Annotated in this window: 14 protein-coding genes; 2 read left to right on the forward strand and 12 right to left on the reverse strand. The window is 62.2% G+C overall.

Annotated elements, in window-relative coordinates; translation table 11 throughout:
* Positions 1–10: 10 nt before the first annotated feature.
* The 12 genes from Spa11_RS09320 to Spa11_RS09375 form a co-directional block, all read right to left on the reverse strand.
* Entirely contained in the window at positions 11–1,009 is a 999-nt protein-coding gene (locus Spa11_RS09320; RefSeq protein ID WP_145111217.1) for a CBASS cGAMP-activated phospholipase, read from the reverse strand.
* The gene (locus tag Spa11_RS09325; RefSeq protein WP_145111220.1) at positions 1,002–2,228 is read right to left on the reverse strand and encodes a restriction endonuclease subunit S; all 1,227 of its coding nucleotides are present in this window, start codon (positions 2,226–2,228) and stop codon (positions 1,002–1,004) included. The genes Spa11_RS09320 and Spa11_RS09325 overlap by 8 nt, the downstream gene beginning before the upstream one ends.
* Complete coding sequence (locus tag Spa11_RS09330) at positions 2,218–4,104, reverse strand: type I restriction-modification system subunit M (RefSeq protein ID WP_145111223.1); 1,887 nt, start codon at positions 4,102–4,104, stop codon at positions 2,218–2,220. Before Spa11_RS09330 ends, Spa11_RS09325 begins: the two co-directional genes overlap by 11 nt.
* A 21-nt stretch (positions 4,105–4,125) precedes the next feature.
* A complete protein-coding gene (locus Spa11_RS09335; protein ID WP_145111226.1) occupies positions 4,126–4,980 on the reverse strand; it encodes a hypothetical protein in 855 nt (284 codons plus the stop codon).
* Between the two features lie 13 nt (positions 4,981–4,993).
* Positions 4,994–5,593, reverse strand: a complete 600-nt coding sequence (locus Spa11_RS09340) for a restriction endonuclease subunit S domain-containing protein (protein ID WP_145111229.1) — start codon at positions 5,591–5,593, stop codon at positions 4,994–4,996.
* A 124-nt stretch (positions 5,594–5,717) separates the two neighbouring features.
* Positions 5,718–6,698 carry a tyrosine-type recombinase/integrase gene (locus Spa11_RS09345; RefSeq protein ID WP_231933212.1) on the reverse strand — a complete coding sequence of 327 codons (981 nt, stop codon included), beginning with the start codon at positions 6,696–6,698 and terminating at the stop codon, positions 5,718–5,720.
* Between the two features lie 312 nt (positions 6,699–7,010).
* Entirely contained in the window at positions 7,011–7,529 is a 519-nt protein-coding gene (locus Spa11_RS09350; RefSeq protein ID WP_231933214.1) for a DUF6933 domain-containing protein, read from the reverse strand.
* Entirely contained in the window at positions 7,526–8,089 is a 564-nt protein-coding gene (locus Spa11_RS09355) for a hypothetical protein (protein WP_145111238.1), read from the reverse strand. The genes Spa11_RS09350 and Spa11_RS09355 overlap by 4 nt, the downstream gene beginning before the upstream one ends.
* Before the next feature lie 219 nt (positions 8,090–8,308).
* Entirely contained in the window at positions 8,309–8,575 is a 267-nt protein-coding gene (locus Spa11_RS09360) for a hypothetical protein (protein ID WP_145111241.1), read from the reverse strand.
* A gap of 90 nt (positions 8,576–8,665) precedes the next feature.
* Positions 8,666–9,688, reverse strand: coding sequence for a DUF932 domain-containing protein (locus Spa11_RS09365; RefSeq protein WP_145111244.1), 1,023 nt, complete (start codon positions 9,686–9,688; stop codon positions 8,666–8,668).
* Between the two features lie 376 nt (positions 9,689–10,064).
* Entirely contained in the window at positions 10,065–10,463 is a 399-nt protein-coding gene (locus Spa11_RS09370) for a hypothetical protein (RefSeq protein ID WP_145111247.1), read from the reverse strand.
* Between the two features lie 16 nt (positions 10,464–10,479).
* A complete protein-coding gene (locus tag Spa11_RS09375; RefSeq protein WP_145111249.1) occupies positions 10,480–11,907 on the reverse strand; it encodes a hypothetical protein in 1,428 nt (475 codons plus the stop codon).
* 445 nt (positions 11,908–12,352) lie between these two features.
* Here Spa11_RS09375 and Spa11_RS09380 point away from each other — a divergent pair, with 445 nt between their 5' ends.
* Positions 12,353–18,766, forward strand: coding sequence for a DUF3320 domain-containing protein (locus Spa11_RS09380; protein WP_145111252.1), 6,414 nt, complete (start codon positions 12,353–12,355; stop codon positions 18,764–18,766).
* 101 nt (positions 18,767–18,867) lie between these two features.
* Positions 18,868–20,109 (forward strand): metallophosphoesterase family protein, encoded by a 1,242-nt coding sequence (locus Spa11_RS09385; RefSeq protein ID WP_145111255.1) that lies wholly within the window; start codon positions 18,868–18,870, stop codon positions 20,107–20,109.
* Position 20,110: the final 1 nt, after the last annotated feature.

A 20,110-nucleotide genomic window follows, 5' to 3' on the forward strand; every position in this document is an offset into this window, starting at 1 on the left:
GTGTGATCGGCTAAATGGAATAGTCAGGAACGGGGTAGCTCGGGTAATACGGCTTCGCGATGTGAGGCCGAAAGACCTCGTTGAACCTTGGGCAGAAGTGCAGGCTCTCTCTTGCTGCAATTGCTAGATGCTCATCGGTGTTGCACTTGTCCAATGCAAAGACGCCCATCGGCACGCGTGGGTCTAATCGGTGGACGCGATCACGCCCGAGCAGAAGCTCGACCATATTGTTTGTACCGACGCTTTGACCTCGCATCGCCACGTTCACGCCCGCAGTACGCCAGGCAATAAGGCCGCCTGAATCTAGGCGATCCGGGTGCCTCGTAACGTCATCACAAGTTCCGATGCTCAAGATTCGGATTGCGTCCCACGGCACATTCAGCGTCGAGGTGGCTTCAACCAGTCCGACAAGCGTCGGGTTGTTCGCCCAAACTCCGCCATCTACAAGTCGCGTCTTTTCAATGCCTTTCCACGCGGGGAAATAAGTGGGCGCCGCAGTTGTTGCCATCGCCACCTTCCAAGCTGGGAATTGCCAGTCACGGCGTAGCCTCGAATGATGCGGGGTTCGGAAAACACGCACTTGATCGTGGCCAAGGTCGTATGACGGAATAACGAGCCGCTTGGTGCTCTCGCCGAAAAGACGTTCGCCAATGGCAGTACGCAGAGCGCTCTCCAAGGGCTTACTGTCGTAACGATGTCGCCAGAGCGTTCGGTAAAGAAAACGGAGCCATCGTCGCAGACAAATGCCGCTCGATGGAAAAATTGCCGGCCCGTGACCGGTGTAGAAGTCAACCAATGCTTTGGGGCGCATCCCAAGGCCTAGGCCAATCGCGATTATCCCTCCGGTGGATGTACCAGTGATCAGATCGAAGTGGTCGGTAATCTGAATCTGCAAGTCTTGTTCGAGGTGAGCGAGCACGGCAGCAGCAAAGAGACCACGAATGCCCCCGCCATCCAGTGACAGGATTCGGAAATCTCCTTCCCACGGTGGCACTTGCTCGTCAGGCACTGGCCACCTCCACGGTCGGGACGCGCACTTGCCCGGTCAGAAGCGCCTGGCTCAGAGCTGACTTCGCTTCGGTAAGCTGAGTCAACTCATCGCTCTGGCTTGCAATCCTGTAGTCAAGTGTCGCTAACAGTTCCACGATGCGAGCTTGGTCATCGACTGAACGTGGAATGCTGACCTTGATCGGAGCAAATTGCTCGAAGTAGAGACGTAGCCGATCTTCCGTCAGTCCTTGCGAGAACAGATGGAACCGGCGGATCGTTGCCGGCAGCTTGAACAGGTGTGCCGCGTAGTCGGATCGGAGGCCGCCAGTTGGCTCGACAACGACATAGGCCGGGCTGACTAGGCAATCGAACTCGGCGAGCCCGAACACGCCTTGCCACATTCGCATCATGTTGTAGGCGATGTCGCCGCTGCGAACGAGCAAGTGCTGGTCGTCGCGGAGGTTGGTCTCCATCCGGCGTTCGATCTCTTCGCGGTTGACGAGTCCGTTGTGCATCGTCACGGCGACGCGTGGCAGGGCGTCGACACCAGATTCCTTGCGTGGCTGAAATACGTCACCAAGACGAACCTCAACAAACTCCGTATGCCGCCCAGGTAGACCATCGGTAAGCAGGTTCTGCACCAGGGCCTCCTTCAACTTGCGTGTCTGCTCGATCACATTTTCGGTCAGCTCAATCGCGTCATCCACTGCCCCAAGAGCACCGGCAATCAATTTCTGCTCAGGAACTGGCGGAAGCCAAACTTCTGCGGAACGAACGACATCAAGCCCGAGGCCATAGCGAGTCACCCCGGCAGCTTTCTTGATGAACTGAGCCCGAAACTCCGGAATTCGGAGTTGGGCGGCCAAAAAAGGTCCGTAGGCCAACTCAGGCGAAGGACGGAGCAGTCCAAGGTGATACCCAAGGACAACGCCGGCAGCGTCTTGACGAACAACGGACGGTTCTGCGATCTCGTCTTTGGTTTCCGAGTCCTTCGTAATGAGAACGTCATCCGCCTGAAGCGTGAAACGCTCAATCTCTTCTTCCGTGGCTGTGGCTTCCATGAACGGAAGGCCGTTGTGGATGTACGCGTTCTTCCATACATCCATATAATTGCACAGGCGTACTGGCGTCTCGTCCGACTTCGTATGCTTGTCGATGCTGCTAAATCGGACGTCGGCGACGTCGCCTAGAGCTTGCACACGCCACCCTTCAGGCGGGTAGCCATTGCTAGACAACATACCCCACCTCCTCAAGCAACCGGTTCATCCGCTGCTCGGCTTCGTTGCGGAGCTGCTCTAGCTCGCGGAGCTTCACCAGCTCGGCCTGCACGTCGAGCCGCGGCGGTGGCTCCGACGAATCGACGTAGCGGCTGATGTTGAGGTTGTAGTCGTTCTCTTCGGCGATCTCGGCGAGCGTGGCGACCGTAGCAAACTTCTTCAGCGGCATCCGCTGCATCGCGGGCCCCTCAGTCCCCTCCCGTGTCAGTCCTCCGAGCCAGTAGCCGACTTGGCGGCGAGCCTCATCCAGCTCGGTGCGTCCACGGGTCGCCTCGTCCCGGATGCGGTCGGCGATCTCTTCCGGCTGACCTTCGGCCGCGGCGAGCTGGCGAGCCTCGTGAGCGTCGATCGCCGCGAGCCAGCTGTCGGCGGTCGCGTCGGCGGCGCTGGCGACCGATTCTTCTGCGAGCCCGTCCGCATTCCAGGAATTGAACACGGCCGTGATCCGCAGCAGGTCTTCCTGCCGCAGGTAGTTGCGGTTCTTCCCCTCGTGGTACAGCCCGTCGGGCGACGCGTCGATAAACAGCACCTTGCCCTGGCGTTCTTTGGGCTTGTTCTTGTTGAGGATCAGCACCGAAGCGGGGATGCCAGTACCGAAGAAGAGTTTCTCGGGCAGGCCGATGACGGCCTCGAAGAGGTCTTCTTCTAGCAGGGCTTTCCGCACCTTGGCCTCCGACCCACCGCGGAACAGCACGCCGTGCGGCATGACGACGCCGACCATGCCATGGTCGCCGGCGACCTCGACCATGTGTTGAAGGAAGGCGGTATCCCCCTTAGTCGTTGGGGGGACGCCCCGGGTAAAGCGGTGGAACGGGTCGGCCTTGAACTTCTCTTGGACCTCTTTGCTGTCGACCTTGCCAGGCTTGCCGTCTTTGCCTTCCTTGGGCGTGACGCCGTGCCACTCTTTGAGGGAGAACGGCGGATTGGCGATGACGCGGTCGAATACGTCGAGCACGCCGGCGGTCTCGAACCGGGGGCGGCCGATGGTGTCGCCGGCGCGGATGTCGGTGTCGGGAAAGTTGTGCAGCAGCATGTTGAGCTTGGCAATGCTCCACGTGCCGTAGTTCTTCTCCTGGCCTGTCAAGGTAATGTTGCGTGGGTCGCCGCCGTGATCGACGACGTAGTGGCCGCACTCGATGAGCATGCCGCCGGACCCGCAAGTCGGGTCGTGGATACGCATCCCCTCGGCCGGCTTGAGCAGCTGAACGATCAGCCGCACGACCATCCGCGGTGTGTAGAACTCGCCCCCTTTCTTGCCCGAGCCTTCGGCGAATCGCTCGATGAGGTACTCGTAGGCGTTGCCCAGCACGTCGGGCTCGGCCAGGTTGCGTGAGCCGAGCGGGATCGACCCGAAGTGGGTCAGCAGCCGCTGCATCATGGCGTCCATTGTCTGGACATCGCCGAAACGGCGCTCGTCGTTGAACCGCACACCTGCGAGCACCCCTTCGAGGTACTGGGCGTTATGCTCCTCGATGGCGTGCAGCGCCTTGTCGATCGCTTCGGCTCGGTTCTCGCCGACCGCCATCAGGTCGTCCCAGCGGGCGCCCTCGGGCAGGTAGTAGCTACCCGAAGTGTACTCGTCAGGGTCTTCGGCGATCTTTTCGGCTTCTTCGCGGGTTTTGCCGGCGCGGACCCACTCGTCGATGATGTCGCCGCGGCGTTCCTTGAAGACGTCGGATAGACGCTTAAGGAACATCAGGGCGAGGATGTGGTTTTTGAAGTCACCAGCATCGACGGTGCCTCGCAAGATGTCGGCAGCGCCCCACAGCAGGCGGTTCAGTTCGTCACGCGTGACGATGCGATGGCCGGGCGCGGCTTTGGTTTTGGGTTCGGGCATGCGGTTTATTGTTCCGGCGGCTCAGGTGAGCGAGCGGTTGATGTGGTGGGCGAGGATATCGCGATTGACGCGGAGGTTATCAGCTTGAAAGTAAGAGCTGTGTGCGCAGGCTGGGTTGCGAGCGATTGGCTTGCCGAACAGGCGCCGTATCCGCCAAGTCGAGCATCCCGTTGGGACAAGGTCGAGGTGTTGCTCGACTCCCGCAAACGGTGGTGAGATTGTACCTCCGACAACGTCGCCACCGGCGTCGATGTTGACGATCTGCACGACATGCGCTGGCAGTCGGCCATCGTTGACCCGGCCAAAGAGGTTCCGTTGCACGGTGCCGATCGACAACGCGCCGCCGAGGGTAAAGAGGTTCGCCACGCGGCCGGTGTAGGACTGGTCATCGAGCCGGCGAAGTCCCTCGTAGCTGACCACCGTCCCCCAGCTGTGGGCGATGATGTGCAGCGTGTGACCGTCGGCCAGGAGTGGACGGACAACTTCGTCGAAACGTGCAAGGATAGCTTCGCGCGTTGATTCCCAAGCCATGTAGCGGACAAAGTCGTCCATCGCCAAGCCGCTGCCGCCATACATGGCCGGCGCGTTGGGGGGCCCCGAAGAAGCCAGTGCCCGGACCTGTCCGTTGCGTGCTTTCCGACGATTCAGTTCTTGTTCGAGTTCTTCGCGTAGCCGCTGTTCTTCTGCCGCCGCTGCGTCGGCTTCGGGGCCAGCATCCCCGTAGGTCATCGCTGCGTTGACGAGATTGCTCCAGAGCACCTCTTGCTTGAGAAGTGGCCGCGATAGATGCGACCGGAGTGACTCGAACCATGCATCCGAGTATCCATCGTCATGGTCGCTAATGCCGTGAACGTAAACGATTGTGTGCTCAGCCATCGGTGATTCCTTCCTAGCGGAGCTTGTTGGAGACGAGTTGAGCGACAACCTGCCGCCGCGACTCGGCAACGGCTAGTGCGGTGTGGTACGCGGCGTCGGAAGCCGCCAGCAACTCGACGAGTTCTTCTTGCTCAGCGGGCGACGGAACGGGCACTTCTAGCTTGGCTAGGGCGGACGCGGTCAGGTTCATCTGCACGCTGCCCGACTGACAGGTCGCTTCTAGGGCCGCTTGCCCCTCGCTGCTGAGCAGATAGGCCGCGAGAACGGCGGGCGCCAATCGAGGCCGCGAACGGACCCCCAGCAGGGTCGAGGCGATAACCGCCCCGTCGAGTTCCGGAGGCACGATTGCGACCTTCAAAGACGTGCTGCGAGCGGACAGCAACAGGTCGCCGGCGAGGACCTGGTATCGGGGCGTCGCCTGCACAGAGAGTTCGGCTGGCAGTGATAGCGACGCTTCGACGCCGCCGCCCTCAATCGATCCGACAGTCAGGACTGGGATGCCCCTTCCGATGACGACAAGCAGGTCCGACTTCACCGGCATTCCGGAGAAGATCTTCGCGATTTCAGCGAGTTGGCGGCGAGAGACGATCAAGGCAAGTACAGCCCGAGGCATTTGGGATATGCCAGCATTGTAGCGGATCGCCGCCGCAGTACAAGTCGTGAAATTGCGAGTTTCTGTGTTACGAAATCGACTATACGACCTTTTGGCAGTTAGTTCGTAAGTCGTTGTTGGCTACTCAGATCGAAATCCGCTCGACAATATTGCGCGTCACACACCGGCCGCGGCGGTCGTAGAGCCGAGTGGTTCGCGGGTCGGCGTGCCCGGCGAGATTCTGCACGTCTTCGAGTGGGACGCCTTGGCTCAGCAGGTCGGTAATCGTTGCCACGCGGAACGAGTGAGCGGTCAGTCGCCGAGGCAGTCCGGCGTCCTTCAGGCGTCGCCGCACCATGCGACTGACATCGTCTGCTGACATCGGTCGGTCGCTTAATCTGCCGGTACGTCGAATCGCCGAGGTGAACAAGGGCGAACCGCTACCCGGTGGCCCGCCAAGATTCCCTGCCGAATGCCGGGCTTCGATAAGGCCGGACAGCAATCTCTGCAGATCGTGGCGAACAGGGATTTCACGTACCTTCCCTCCTTTCTCCGAGAAACTAAGACAGAACTGATCCCCCATCTCGCAGAAGTCATCGATGCGTAACCGAGCTACTGCGCCGACGCGAGCGGCCGTGTAGATCAACACGGCGATGGCCGCCCTGTCACGCAGCCCAATGAGCCGGCGATCGTCGATACTCGCTAGCAGTTGACGAGCCTGAGCAACCGTTATCTCGGGCGTGCGACCCTCGACCACGCTGTGCCGGTCGCCCCGGACCGACGCGGCCGGATTGAGCGCGACTGCGTGCCGCTGTACGAGTCGGTCGAACAGGTGACGGATGGCGGCGAGGTAGACCTTCTTGGAAGCAGCCGATCCAGTCAGCCCGTCGAGGTAGTGACCGACGTCGGCGGGAGTGATTCGGTGGAGTGGTTTTCGCGTTGCATCCGCCCATGTCAGGAAACGCCTTGACGCACGCTCGTAGCTGCGGCGTGTGTGCGGGTTCCGCACCGCGGCGTACAGAAACTCTTCCCAGGCGAACACTGCTGCGGCGCCAGCCGCGGCAATCAGCGGGGGCGCGTCATCGACGAATCGACTCGTCGTCCTCTCCGCAGCCGCGATCGGCAAGTTCTTCGGGGGGCTCTCGTCTCTCACTCTTCTCCAAGTTGGGCGGCAGCCACTCATTACTGACGAGCCGACTGCGTAAAGTCTTTGGCGGTTGCGCCTGCATCGGCTCCGTCAAGACGTTTCTTGCTGGCTTGTTCCGATAGCTGCTCGCTATCCCGAGCAGCTTCATCCCGCAGCGAACCGGTCAGGAATCGCTGCCCGACTAGTTTTTAAAAGGCCTGACGACCGCTCGCGTTAACGCCTGATTACGTCCTTTATCAGTCACTACCTAACACAGGTTGTTAGATTCGGGCAACCAGTTTGAGTCATCAATCAATCACTGGCTCCAGCGAGCAATCGCATGGAAAGGGGGACGGCTCGCTCGTAGTTCGTGCGACTCATTGGCACGGTGTTCAGGTCGTGATTCAACTCGGCGAGGTCAATTCCCTTGAGGCCGCCGCGGCTGTTAAGCCAATGGTCGGCCATACGGATCAGCTCGGTGACCGACCCGGTCATGCTCCGGTCTACACCCACTGCATAACTGACGTCTCGGCACTGGTCGAAAAGCCCCGTTGCCTGCTCGCTAGCGAAGCCTTCGTCGAGCAGCAGCCTGAACAGTCCGTCTCGGAAGAGGTCGTCGAGCCGGCGGAGTTCAGCGCGGGTGACGGCCAGCCGCGTGAAGCAGAGCAAAGACTTTTCGGCTGCGAACAGGACGCACTTCTTGCGGTCGAAGAAAAACAGGTGGGCGTACCAGTCGCCAAGAAGCGATTTGGCCGCTCCCGTCGTAGCTAGGTCGGCTGGCTTGAGTCCCATCTCTTTCCGCAGCCTGGCGGTACAGCGAATTAGCGTCATCGTTCCAGGGACTCCTTCACTTCCTCAAGCGCCTCGTGCGTGAACATCCAGCGGACGATTTCATGGATTTTCGTGCCACTGGGACCGTTGAGCGTATTGCCATACTTGGGGTCGTAGTGCTGGCAGTAGGCCGCCGCCAGCTTGTATCCTTCGGAGGGATGCGGGCGACGGCTGAGGGCGATCGCAAGCCCCTTTTCAATCAGCAGCAGTTGCCAATTGTTGACGATACGAATGCGACCCCACCGGTCGGTGCGGTAGTCGTCTTGGTAGGCGACGAGCTTGGCGTGCAGCAGCTCAGCCGCCTCCGCGTTGATCGTCGGTTCCACCCGGTCGAGGTCGGTAAGAAGTGCACGCGCATCGCGGAAGAGTTTGCCGGCTTCGCCCTTGGTTTTCCCCCTGCGAGACGTCGCCCGGTCGGCGACCCAAATGGCAAATGGTCCCAGGCGCCCGGGCGTCTCGAACCACTTCTTGAGCACGGTGAGTCGGGTGAGATTGGCGGAGCCGGTCTCGCTGATGTCGTCAGCAATTTTGAGCAGTTTTTCTGGGACTGTCGTTCGCATGACAGGGCGGTCGCAAGTTCGTCGCTAGTTTGCAAGGCAATGTATTTATGGGTGTAGTCTACTGACGAGCTGCTTGGTGGAACAAGGCAGACGGTCTGCTGCTCAGATGAGTTCGCCATGAAGAGAGGCCTGCGACGGCGTAAGAAGGTAAAACCTTCGCAAAACCTCTCCTTGCCCAGAGTGGGCGATCGTCTCACCGTGTCAGTTTACAGCGGCGGCTCAGAACTCGGTCGCCGCACTGGCCAGTTGCTCGGCAGCGACGCCAAAGATCCAGCTATGCGCCAGGTCGCTGACTTTCGCCACGAGCGGTAGGTCGTCACGGCCGAAGCTGCCCGAGTCCTTCCACTCCTCGCCCTCCTTGTAGAGACGGCTGAGGGTGACATTGTGTCGGGGGCCGTTCTGAGTATCGTTCTCCCAGATTGCCGCGCGGACTCGGCCAACACGGACTTCGTGAACCGGACGCATCTTCTTCGCTTGAGTAGCCATCGCAAAACTCTCCTTGGTAAAGGAACAGGAAACCATCACGGAGCCGCAACACACGACACCGCGAACACACCACATAGCTCGTCGCGATTATCACGCGGCGAGTGCCAAGAGCGACGCCGCCTTTGCGTCAATCTCGACCCGGTCGCCCGCGTAGCGGACTTCTTGGGCGAGACGCGTGAGCGCATCGACCAGCGAGAAGATCGAGAACCGCCCGCTCTGCTGCGCCAGCTCGGTCGCCTTGGCCGCGAGGCCGCGGGGGATTCCTTCGCTGGCCAGTGTCTTCAGAACATCATCGGCTGCGGAGCCGAGCGTCTGTTGCATGGCGCCGGAGATCACCTTCACGAAGCCGTCGCGACGCTCGTCACGTTTGGCGACCAGCCGCTCGATAAGCCGACGGATCTCCGAAAGCCCGTCGCCCACTTTGGCGGTGTGCTTGCGGGTGAACTCGACGACCTCGACCGCGTCCCACACGATGTGGTTCTGGCACACGGCCTGGAACCAGAACGTCTGGATGCCCAAGGACCGTCTGCCAACCTCCGAGTTCCACACAAAGAAACCCGGCGCGAAGGCCTCGCCCTCGATCTCAATCCACCCGGTAGGGTCGATCAAGAACGCGAACAGGTCCTGCTCGCCGCAGTAGAGCCCGGTCGCGCCGTTCATGCCCACTTGCGGGGGCTCGAAGTCGCTCGCGAACTCACTAACAACTGACAACAGGTCGTCGTTCCAGAGCCGCGTGTAGCTGACGCCATGCAGCGAACGAATCGACTTGCCGGTGGCGAGCAGCTGGAGCGGCTTGTCGCTGGCGGGAAGCGTCTCCCGCAACGCTTGACTCGCCGTCTCTGCCGAGAGTCGATTGATTGTCTCCTTGCTCACGCCGGCGAGCCGGCAGAGCTGGGAGAACGACCAGTCGCTGAGGCGATGGATGTCGTCGTCCAGGGCGAGGGTCACCTCGCCGCCGACCACCTGCGGTCGCAGCGTTTGCGGCGGTTGCCAGTGGTCCGTCGAGAATCGCTTTTCTTGGCCACAGTGGTCGCGCAGCTCGACGAGCGAGCTGAAGCGTTCGTCGGGAGACCGCTCGAACAGTTGCTGGGAAGCTCGGGTAAGGGTAGCCATCGTGATTACTCCAGGAAAGAATGAAAGGGAAAGAAACAGCCGACACAGGGCTGAGCCGAACGCTGCGGTGACAGGCAACGAACGACTCAACCCCGGGTCGGCTGCTGGAGTAAGCAATGCTGATGGAGGAGTCGGGACGCACGAACTCGCACGAAATACGCACTCAACAAAACCTGAGTAGTTACGCCGCCGCCTCCTCCGTGCGCAGCTCGGTGGCTCGTGGGTGAACGAGCCAGGAGCGTCGCAAGGGTCAGGCGACTAGGGTCCCATCTATTCGAAGCGAGAAGGAAGAAAGAGCGTGGGCTTTGGCCGGTCAGAAAGGCTGCCTGCCAAGTTCCATACCACTCTTATGCCGGAATGTCACGCGGGTGTGCTGTTAGAAACAAGAAAAGGTGGGTTCATCGACACGGAACTGGTCGTAGTCCGGCAGGATCGCCCCTGAGTCGAGCGTCGACTCGGTTAGCAGCCACAAGGCCGTCCGCCGTTCTTGGTGGCTGATAAGCCAGCGAATTGCTTCGGCCTTCTCACACGGCAGCAGCGCCCAGTAACAGGCTTCGTTGCCAGCACGCATCGAAAAACAGCGGCGTAACAGAAATAAGGAGGTGTGGTGATGCTCGGGAGCGATTAACTCGACACCCTCGACCGATACCACGACAAGATAGCAATCGTTCATGCGATAGACGTACCACGCCGAGCTAGCCAATCGCAAGCTCATCCGTAGCCGGCTGCTTCGCCACGCAGAAGGCACATTGGAAACGACAAACAGGCGGAGCATTCGCTCCGTGGTTTCGTCACTCCTTCGCCGCCGCGTCATCGGGCAGTGCGTCTGACTTTGGCTGGGAAGCATCGTCCTCGTCCGATTCGCCTGTCACTGAGTCAACTGCCACCGAGTCGAGCGTCAGCGTGCCGTTGATATAATAGGCAATCGATTTGCCATCGGGGCTGATCCGGACCTCCTCGACCGCGTGTTCCCCCGGTGGCTCGACTTGGCGGATCTTCGACCCATCGGTAGCGGACCAGAGGGTCACTTCACCGCTGGGGGCGCCGATCGCCAGCACCCCGTCGGCGGTCATGTCGAAGGTCGTCAAGAGCGGATGGGGAGAGCGGCCCGAGGACTCCTTGAACCACCAACCGACGGGGCCTTTCGGCGAATCGCCATCTTCCGAATCGGCGTCGATTCGCATCGTCGGCTTCCATCCTAGATTGATCTGCTTGGTGAATTCACGCTCCCCGAGGTCGAGCACGTAGATGGAGTCGTGACTTCCAATGAGGAACTGCTGGCTGTCAGCGGAAAATTTTGTCTCTTGAAAGCTGTCGTCGAATGGGATCGAGAAGACCCTTCGCCGCGTGGCCAGGTCGAACACCTCGACCATGAATCGCGTGTCACCGCGCTGGCGCCGCTCTGCGACCACAGCGAACCACTTGCCATCCGGGGAGACGCCCCTCAGACCGGATGGTTTGACTTCTTCGGTGGCGATAATCGAATTAATTTCGCCGCTGGCCGCGTCGAGGAAGACGTAGTAATCATCCTTGGTAAAGATAGTGACCGGTACGCCATCCCGCCTCGCGAGTGGCGGCAAGAGGCGAACGGTGTCACCGACGATTTCTCCACGGCTGCGCACCATGTCGATGCGTTTCTCACCGCGTTGGCCTCGGGGGATGATGGAGATGCCGACGTTGGTGCCGGCCGGTCCCTGGAGGGCGGCAGTGGTTGCTTTCTCACCTCGCCCCAGGAGATTACGCCGCTCCCCAAACTCGTGCGTCGCGACGATCTCGTCTCCGACTTTGATCTTGGCTTCGTCGGCCGGACTGCCAGGAGTGACGCTGCTTACCAACAGCTTCCCCCCTTCTTCATCGTAACGCAAACCAACGACCCCTGGCGGCAGTCGCCAGCGGATGTTCGCGACTTGCCCCGTCGTCAGGTTCATCGCTTGGGTAGCGCGGGTGGATACCATGAGCGCCTGCTTGCTGTCGCGCGTCACGGCAATCGTGAAGGGCGTGATCGACTGCTCATGCTGGACCCGGAAGCCATCGACGGCAACGACCATCACCCCCTTTCCCGATGAGAACAGGACTTGTTTGCTGTCGGGCGTGAACTGCAACACGTTCGCCGAGTAGGGCTTACCCGAGCGGCTGAGAACACGGAGTGTGTAGTACTCCGCACTCGCGGAACCAGCTACGAAACTAACCAAGAGGAAGCAGGCGAAACATCGAAACATGGGATGGCCCTCAGCATGGGTGCATAGCTCGACAAAGGACGGGATTATAAACGGGCTACCACTGACTCTCAATCAGCCGCCCAGCCCACCGACGCCCATCCAAGCACCCTCAAAGCTCGCCCCCATCAACGCCTCTCCCTCGCGCCCCTTCCGCTGTCACCCTCACGTCGGCCTCGCCCCGCCGTATGGGCCGACGTGAGGGGGATGGCGGGAGGCGGCGCGGTCCCCCTTCTGCCGAGCCGGAACTGAGGTCGCGTCACGTCCAAACCGCGGTTTAGTTCCTATCTATTGCCCATGAACGCGTTAGAGCGACCGACGCTAGTTCCAAGCGGAACCCCGCTGGTTTACCATAAGGTTCTTGTCGGTTCCTGCCACGGCGGCGTTCCCGCTAAGTGTTCGTAGGGAGATGGCGGTGTTCGGATGTTTTGAATGAAAGGTTTGACAGATGCAAGACGGCGGCTCGGCCTCTCCTACTAGCCCTGACGAAGATGCCGAGCGCACGGGAAGCGAATCGGCTCCGCACCTTGCCATCGAGGCGGCCGACTCGTTCAACTACGCCGCCTGGCAGAACGCCGTGCCGCTGCTGCGAAGTGTGTCGATCGACAACTCGGGTGGCCCTGAACTCTCTTCGCTCGTCGTCGAGCTGAAAGCCTCGCCGGGTTTCGCCCGCGACCGGCGGTGGACAATCGATCGCGTCGGGGCGGGTGAGACGCTCACGCTAAAAGACGTCGATCTCGAAATCGACCCAGCTTATCTCGACGGCCTGGACGAGGCAGAGCGAGGCGTCCTGACGTTTCGACTGATACGCAAGGGCGAAGCTCTTCACGAGACAACGCACGTGCTGCGTGTGCTCGCCCGCGACGAGTGGGGAGGCATGTCGACGATGGGGGAACTGTTGCCGGCGTTTGTGACCCCTAACGACCCCGCGCTGGCCACGCTGCTCCGGTCGGCCGCGACGCTGCTCGGCCAACACGGTCACCCGACCGCTCTGGACGGTTATCAGTCCGGCGACCCCAATCGCGCTTACCTGCTTGCCGCGTCACTCTGGTCCGCCGTGGCAGGCCGGTCTCTTATCTACGCCAACCCGCCGGGGAGTTTCGAGCAAGTCGGGCAAAAGACACGTCGTGTCGGGACAGTGCTGAGCGACGGACTAGCGACGTGTCTTGATACGTCGCTGTTGTTCGCATCGGCCCTGGAAGCGGTGGGGCTCAATCCCGTTCTGGTGATGACCCAAGGACACTGCTTCACCGGCGTCTGGCTGGTCGAGAGGTCGTTCAAGCGGCTCGTCGAACGGGATTGCAGCGAGCCGCGCAAAGCAATCGCCGCGAAAGAGCTGCTGGTCTTCGAAACAACGATGGTGACCCACCAACCGCCCGGGCGATTCCCCGATGCGGTGACGATGGCGACCGGCGCCATTTCCGAGGAGAAAGAACACGAGTTCGTCGCGGTCGTCGACGTGTCGCGGGCCCGGATGTCCCAGGTCCTGCCGCTGGCTTCTCACTCCGCCCGGAAAGAAGAAGTCCCCGATGAGCTGGAGTCGGGTCCGCCTCCGTTGCCGGCGTCGCCCGGTTACGATTCGGCGCCGGCGACCGAAACCGAAGAGCGTCCCCAAAGTCCTGCTGGCCGCATCGAGCGCTGGCAGCGGAAGCTGCTCGACCTGTCGTTACGCAACAGGCTGCTCAACTTTCGCCCTTCCAAGCAGACCGTTCCGATCTTGTGCCCCGATGTGTCGCGGCTGGAGGATCGACTGGCCGACGGGGCTCGCCTGCGGCTGGTGTCTCTCGCCGACGGGAACCCCCTGGGGCAGCGGGACGCGGAGCTGCACCAGAAACGAACGAAGAAGGACATCGACTGGGAGTTCGCTCGGCAGGCGTTTGACCGGGACGAGGTGGTCTCTCCGGTCGATCTGCGGGACCTCGATGTACGGCTCACGGCGCTCTACCGGAAGGTGCGCAGCGACTTGGCGGAAGGTGGGTCGAACACCCTATATCTGGCGGTCGGATTCCTGCGCTGGAAGCAAAACCCCACCGACGAGAAGACCTACCGGGCGCCCCTACTGTTGGTGCCGGTGAAGTTGACGCGGCGCAGCGCTTCTTCTCCCTACTACCTTGCCAACCATGAAGACGAGGTCCGCTTCAATGCCACCTTGCTCCAGTTGCTAAAGAAGGACTTCGACTGCGACCTCACGGAGTTCGAGTCAGACTTGCCAATGGACGACAGCGGCGTCGACGTGCCGCTGGTGCTAGACCGGATGCGGCAAGCGGTGCGTGACATCCCGGGTTTTGAGGTGGTTGAAGAAGCGGCGATTGCGCCCTTTTCGTTCGCCAAGTACCTGATGTGGAAGGACTTGGTCGATCGGGTCGGACAACTAGAGCACAACCGCGTCGTGCGTCACTTGATCCACGAGCCCGACAAAGCGTTTGCGGCGGACGGCGTCGGCCCGATGCCCCAACCGCACGAGATCGATACGCGGTATGCCTCGGCGGAGATCGTCCACCCGCTGCCGGCCGACTCGTCGCAGCTCGCGGCGGTGATGGCCGCCTCCGAAGGGCATGACATGGTGATTGTCGGCCCCCCCGGCACGGGGAAGAGTCAGACGATCGCGAATCTTATCGCGCAGTGTCTCTCCGTCGGCAAGACGGTTCTGTTTGTCGCGGAGAAGACGGCGGCCCTCGATGTGGTGCACCGTCGGCTCAAGTCGCACGGGCTCGGCGACTGCTGCGTCGAACTCCACTCCAACAAAGCTGAGCGACGGCGATTCCTCGATCAGCTCGAGGCTTCTTGGAAGCATCGTGGCAAAGGGAAGGCGTCCGAGTGGGTGACGATCAACGAGCGGCTGCAAGTCCGCCGTGACCAACTTAACGCCTACGCCGCGGCGGTGCATACGGCCGACTCCAACGGCTGGACCGCTTATCGCGCAATGGGGGAATGCGTGCGGGGCCGCCAGGTGGAGACGCCCCGGCTCGATTGGCCCGCGTCGGTCCGCCACGATCAAGCGGCGTATACGCGGCTCCAGACGACCGTCGGGGAACTCGCCTCGACGTTCCAGGCCGTTCCGGCTGAGGCGGCGCTGTCGCGGGTGCAGGCGACCGAGTGGTCGATGGCTTGGGAGACGGGGCTGTTGGAATCCTGTCGTCAGCTCGAATCGGCGTCCGCCTCGCTGGCGGCCTCGATCACCGCGCTCTCAGCGAAACTTGAAACTCCGGAATTGGCGGACGTCTCCTCGGCGCAACTGACCCACCTCTACCGGTTGGGTCACGAGTTGACACGCCCTAGTCTTCCCGCCGCCGAAATCCTGCTCCACGAAAGTCTCGACGCGCTCCCGTCGACATTGGACGAACGACGTGGTCTGGTTGAGCGTAGGGACCAAGCGAATGACTCGCTGCAGAACGCACTGCTTGGCTACTGCCAAGCGCTCGGCGTCTCAGCGGCGGGTCCGGTTCCCGAAGCGATGAAGAGTCGGCTCTACCGATTAGCGAACGAGTTGGTGCGCCCTGAACTTCCGCCACCCGAACTGGTATTCCACCAGCAGTTCGATGAATTGACGCTAGCCCTTGCTGAGCGGCCGGCGCAACTGCGGGGTCGCGATCAGGCCTTCGACGCAATCGAAGCGCGCTCGTTCAACCCGGCTCTCATCGAACGCATCAAGGTTCAGGACTTGGAAGCCGAGTGGGGGAAGGCCTCAGGGTCGTTCTGGCCCGTCTCGTTGCTCAAGAAGAGCGGCGTGAAGAAGAAGTTGAAGGCGTACATGAAGGCGGGAGGAACTGCCGAACCCGAAATCGACCTGCCCCTGCTCGGCGAATACCGAAGTGCGTGTGAGCGCCTGACGGAGAACCTCGCAGCGCTGGGCCTCCCGCCGCACCTGCAAGCCGCCGTTGAGAAAGACGCCGGCGCGCTGGACTCCCAGCTCCCCTTGGCCGTGCGTCTGCGGGAAGCGATCATCGCGGCGGGACTCACCCCGGACGGAGTCGGCAAGACTTCGCAGGGCGCTCTCGAACCCCTGATCGAGGCGGCGCGGCGCCTCTATCCACCCGGGCGGGAGGTGGAAACTCTCCGCGTGAGCCTGGCGGAGAACCTCGCTGCGCTCGGCTTGCCCTCCGAGCTTCAGGCCGAGGTCACACGGGACGCTAGCGCCCTGGACGCGCAGGTGAAAGCGGTTCGGAGCATTCGTGAAGCGGCCACCGCCCTGGGCTTCTCGGGCGACCGCCGGTCGCAGACGCTGCAAGCAATTCTAAGGGCGGAAGAGCAGCCCCGCCGCGAGGCGGCCGCCGACTGCTGCCGGTCGGCCAAGGCGTTTCAAGTCGCCTGGGTGGCGTACACGAAACAAGCCGCCTCTCAGCCGGTCGCATCCGCGTCGGCGACCGTGGTGGCCGACGCGGCCGCCCAAGCGCAACAGGTGCTTGCTCGTCGCACGGCGCTGAGACAGTGGACCGCTTGGGTGGCGGTCAAGAAGCGGTCGGAGCAGCTCGGTTTAGGGTCGTTTGTCGAGGCGCTCGAGAACGGAAACATGACTGCGGCAGAAGCCGCGGCGCAGTTTCAGTTGGCCTACGCTCGGTGGTGGCTCCCCGCGGTGGTCGACAAGCGCGAGCCGCTGCGAGCTTTTCAAAAGTTCCTTCAGGAAGACGCCATCGAAGAGTTTTGTAGCCTGGACGACCAGGCACGCCGAGCCGCGGCGCCGAGGGCTCGGCACGCCGTGCTCCATGGCCTGCCGCCGACCGATCAGGTTCCCCGTAAGTCCGAGCTGGGGCTGCTGCGTCATCAGATGGGCCTCAAGCGCCCGAGCAAGTCGATCCGCGAAGTGATTGGGGGCATGCCCGACACGTTTGGGAAGCTGGCCCCTTGTTTGCTGATGTCGCCCCTGTCGATCGCGCAGTACCTGCCCGCCGACCAGGCCCTGTTCGATGTGGTGGTGTTTGACGAGGCGTCGCAGATTGCCACCTGGGATGCGATCGGCGCCATCGCCCGCGGCAAGCAGACCATTATTGTCGGCGATCCCAAGCAGCTCCCGCCGACCAACTTCTTTGGCCGGACCGACAGTGATGAGGACAGTGCGGAACTCGAGGACCATGAAAAGGACCTGGAGAGTATCCTGGACGAAGCGCAGGCTTCGGGATTGCCCACCCTTCAGCTCAACTGGCACTACCGCAGCCGCCATGAATCGCTGATCGCCTTCTCCAACTGGAACTACTACGGCAACCAGCTCGTGACGTTCCCCGCCGCCGAGTCGGAGCACCGGGGGGTCTCGCTGAAGCACGTGAAGGGGGCGCTGTACGATCGAGGCAAAAGCCGCACCAATCGCCAGGAGGCCGAGGCAATCGTAGCAGACGCGGTGGAGCGGATGCGGCGGTGCCTACGCAAGCCAGAAACAGAGCGGCTTACCTATGGCGTGGTGACCTTCAACAGCCAGCAGCAGGAGTTGATTCAGGACTTATTCGACGACGCGCAGCGGCAGCACCCCGAGCTGGAGTGGTTCTTCTCCGACGATCGCATCGAACCGACGGCCGTCAAGAACCTGGAAAACGTGCAGGGAGACGAACGGGACGTGATGATGTTCTCGATCACGTTCGGCTTCGACGCCGTGGGGAAGTTCCCGGTTGATTTTGGGGCGATCAATCGCGACGGGGGCGAACGCCGCCTCAATGTGGCGGTGACTCGTGCACGGCAAGAGCTGGTTGTTTTCGCATGCTTCTTGCCCGACCAACTCCGTGCCGAGCGGTCCGGCGCCCGCGGCGTTCACGACCTCAAGGCGTTCCTGGAATACGCCGAGAAGGGGCCCGAAGCGATCGTCGCACGGGTCGAGGGGTCGCTGGGGGGGCTCGAGTCTCCGCTAGAGGAGGCGGTCGCTGCGGCGCTGGAGCAGCGGGGCTGGCGCATCGACCCTCAAGTGGGCGTTTCCGGCTTCCGCATCGATCTGGGGGTCGTGCATCCCGACAAGCCAGGGGCTTACCTGGCAGGCGTCGAGTGCGACGGCGCGACGTACCATCGTTCGGCGGTGGCGCGGGATCGTGACAAGACGAGGCAACAGGTCTTGGAGAACTTGGGATGGACGATCCTACGGGTCTGGTCGACCGACTGGTGGTACGACCCGGAGTCGGCCATTGAGCAGCTCCACGCCGCGCTCAATGAGCAACTAGACCTGACACGTAAGGAAGCCGCTGGCGAGGCCTCGGCCGGCGGTCTCGATACCCCGCTAAGCGACGACACGACGGAGCCCCTTGATTCGTTGCCAGAGGCGCCCGGCGGCTGCAAGCTGGACGACTTGCCGGCGGACGACGGCGTCAACGAGTTGGCGGAAGAGCGATCGAGAGAGCTGAAGGCCCGTCCGCAGCTTGTCGCGAAGCAGGCCGCCCAGGCAGCCCGGCCGCTCTACGTCCGCGCCGCGTTGGCGGACGCCTCGGTCCATCAAGACCGCTTCTTTGATGACGACTATTCCGAAACGCTCAAGAGAATGGCGCAGGCCGTTCTTGAGTCGCAAGGACCGATTCTCGACGACGCTTTGGCGCGCGAGTTGGCCAGGGCACACGGGTTTGGCAGAACGGGCGCCCGGATCAAACAACGGGTATTGGAGCTGCTGCCCGGCGTCATCTCCACCGTCGAGTCCGTGGGAACGTTCCTGTGGCCCGGGGCCGGCGCCCAAGAGTCGATCCCCTTTCGGTACTCGGCTGACGACGCGGAGCGTCGCAGCATCAACGAGGTCGCGATGCCCGAGCTTGTCGGCCTAGTTCGTGCTCGTCCCGACCTCGTGGCCAGCGACGATCCGGCGCTCGCGTTGGCTCGGGAGATCGGGCTAGCGCGGCTCGCCCGCTCGGCGAGGGAGCGGCTGGAGGAAGCCCTGGAGTCTTGTCATTCCGATGGGTAACGACGCTGGTTCGGCCCGCAATGGGCAGGACGCACATTTTCATTCAGTACCGCGAGTTCATCGTCATCACTTGCAGTGCGTAAGGGCGGAAGGAGTTACCGGTGTTCAAGTTCTTGCACGCGGCGGACATCCATCTGGACAGCCCCTTGAGGGGATTGGACCGGTACGAAGGCGCGCCGGCCGACCAGATCCGCGGCGCGACCCGACGGGCTTTCGAGAACCTGGTCGAGGTCGCGTTGCGGGAAGAGGTTGCGCTGGTGGTGCTCGCTGGCGACCTCTACGACGGGGATTGGCGGGACTTCAACACGGGGCTCTTCTTCGTCAAACAGATGGCGAGATTGAAGGAGGCGGGCATCCCTGCGTATGCAGTCAGCGGCAATCACGACGCGACGAGCCGGATCACACGCCGCCTCCCCTTGCCCGAGAACGTCCATGTATTCCCGACTGGGGAGGCGACGACGGTTCGCCTCGAAGGGGTCGACGTGGCTATCCACGGCCAGAGTTTTGCGGAGCAATGCACGACTGAGGACTTGGCGAAGAACTATCCGGCGGCCGTCTCCGGCGTTTTCAATCTCGGCGTGCTGCACACCAGCATGACGGGGCGAGACGGTCACGGCAGCTACGCCCCTTGTTCGGAGGCTTGCCTTCGCGACCGAGGTTACGATTACTGGGCGTTGGGCCACATTCATCAACGGGAAGTCTTATCCGGCGCAACGACGATCGCCTATCCGGGCAACATCCAGGGGCGTCACATCCGTGAAACGGGTCCCAAGGGTTGCCTGGTCGTACACGTCGATGACAACCTGGCCGCCGACCCGGTGTTTGAGCCGCTCGACGTACTCAGGTGGGAAGTCGCCCGAGTTGAGCTGGAGGGCGCTGAAGGTCACAGCGACGCCCTTGGCCGAGTGGGGGACGCGCTCAGCCAAGTGGTTGAACAAGCCGAGGGCCGCTTCGTAGCCGTTCGCGTGGTCCTGGAGGGGGCGACTTCGCTTTCCGAAGCGATTGCTGCCGCGGGTCGCCAGTGGGTGGCGGACATCCGGGCGTTGGCGCTCGACATCGGCGCCGAGAGGCTCTGGCTCGAAAAGGTGGTCAACGAGACGACCCCGCCGGTCGATTCGCGGCCTTCGGCAGAAGAGGACACGCCGCGGGCGGAAGTCGCCTCGCTGGTGGGGGATCTGCTGGCTTCGGCGACTGCCGGCGCGGACATCGGCGTGGACCTCAGCGACCTCCAGCAGAAACTACCCAGCGAACTTTCGGACGCACTCAGGACGGCTGACTCGGATTGGTGGCGGGACGTTCTGGGCGAGGCTCGGTCGCGACTGCTGGCGGAGCTAAAGGGGTGAA

The sequence above is a fragment of the Botrimarina mediterranea genome (genome assembly GCF_007753265.1).
Lineage (GTDB): Bacteria > Planctomycetota > Planctomycetia > Pirellulales > Lacipirellulaceae > Botrimarina > Botrimarina mediterranea.

Coding starts and splice junctions, on each gene's coding strand:
- Spa11_RS09335 (WP_145111226.1), bottom strand. CDS start 4,980: ATGGCTGAGCACACAATCGTTTACGTTCACGGCATTAGCGACCATGAC.
- Spa11_RS09370 (WP_145111247.1), bottom strand. CDS start 10,463: ATGCTCCGCCTGTTTGTCGTTTCCAATGTGCCTTCTGCGTGGCGAAGC.
- Spa11_RS09340 (WP_145111229.1), bottom strand. CDS start 5,593: ATGCCTCGGGCTGTACTTGCCTTGATCGTCTCTCGCCGCCAACTCGCT.
- Spa11_RS09350 (WP_231933214.1), bottom strand. CDS start 7,529: ATGACGCTAATTCGCTGTACCGCCAGGCTGCGGAAAGAGATGGGACTC.
- Spa11_RS09360 (WP_145111241.1), bottom strand. CDS start 8,575: ATGGCTACTCAAGCGAAGAAGATGCGTCCGGTTCACGAAGTCCGTGTT.
- Spa11_RS09355 (WP_145111238.1), bottom strand. CDS start 8,089: ATGCGAACGACAGTCCCAGAAAAACTGCTCAAAATTGCTGACGACATC.
- Spa11_RS09380 (WP_145111252.1), top strand. CDS start 12,353: ATGCAAGACGGCGGCTCGGCCTCTCCTACTAGCCCTGACGAAGATGCC.
- Spa11_RS09330 (WP_145111223.1), bottom strand. CDS start 4,104: ATGCCCGAACCCAAAACCAAAGCCGCGCCCGGCCATCGCATCGTCACG.
- Spa11_RS09365 (WP_145111244.1), bottom strand. CDS start 9,688: ATGGCTACCCTTACCCGAGCTTCCCAGCAACTGTTCGAGCGGTCTCCC.
- Spa11_RS09325 (WP_145111220.1), bottom strand. CDS start 2,228: ATGTTGTCTAGCAATGGCTACCCGCCTGAAGGGTGGCGTGTGCAAGCT.
- Spa11_RS09375 (WP_145111249.1), bottom strand. CDS start 11,907: ATGTTTCGATGTTTCGCCTGCTTCCTCTTGGTTAGTTTCGTAGCTGGT.